This is a genomic window from Pararcticibacter amylolyticus (assembly GCF_003130405.1).
GTDB lineage: Bacteria > Bacteroidota > Bacteroidia > Sphingobacteriales > Sphingobacteriaceae > Arcticibacter > Arcticibacter amylolyticus.
The window spans coordinates 1-341 of sequence record NZ_QEAS01000011.1; the positions used below are offsets into that span (position 1 = coordinate 1).

Below are 341 nucleotides of genomic sequence, written 5' to 3' on the forward strand. Positions count from 1 at the left end.
TTCCGAACAGAGAAGTTAAGCCCGCCAGAGCCGATGGTACTGCGGTAACACGTGGGAGAGTAGGTCGGTGCCAACCTTTACAAGAGCCCGTTAGTGATAAACTGACGGGCTTTTTTTGTATTATGCCAGAAACGCAGGGGATGGCCGGGCAGGAAAAGCGAACTGGGGATGGGACAGGCATTATCCGGAGGGCTTCTGTCGGGGGAAGTTCATGGATCTTTACACAGCAAAACTTTACCTTTTTCCTGGTCTGGCGATCATGAATCATCTATAAACGCTGATAACTCAATAACCTGTCATATTACCATTATTAAAACTGGTATTACAGACAGCCGGCATAA

General features: G+C 47.5%; 1 rRNA gene. It reads left to right on the forward strand.

The features are described from left to right. A 5S ribosomal RNA gene (gene rrf / locus DDR33_RS27060) occupies positions 1–76 on the forward strand; the annotation flags it as partial. Positions 77–341 lie beyond the last annotated feature (265 nt).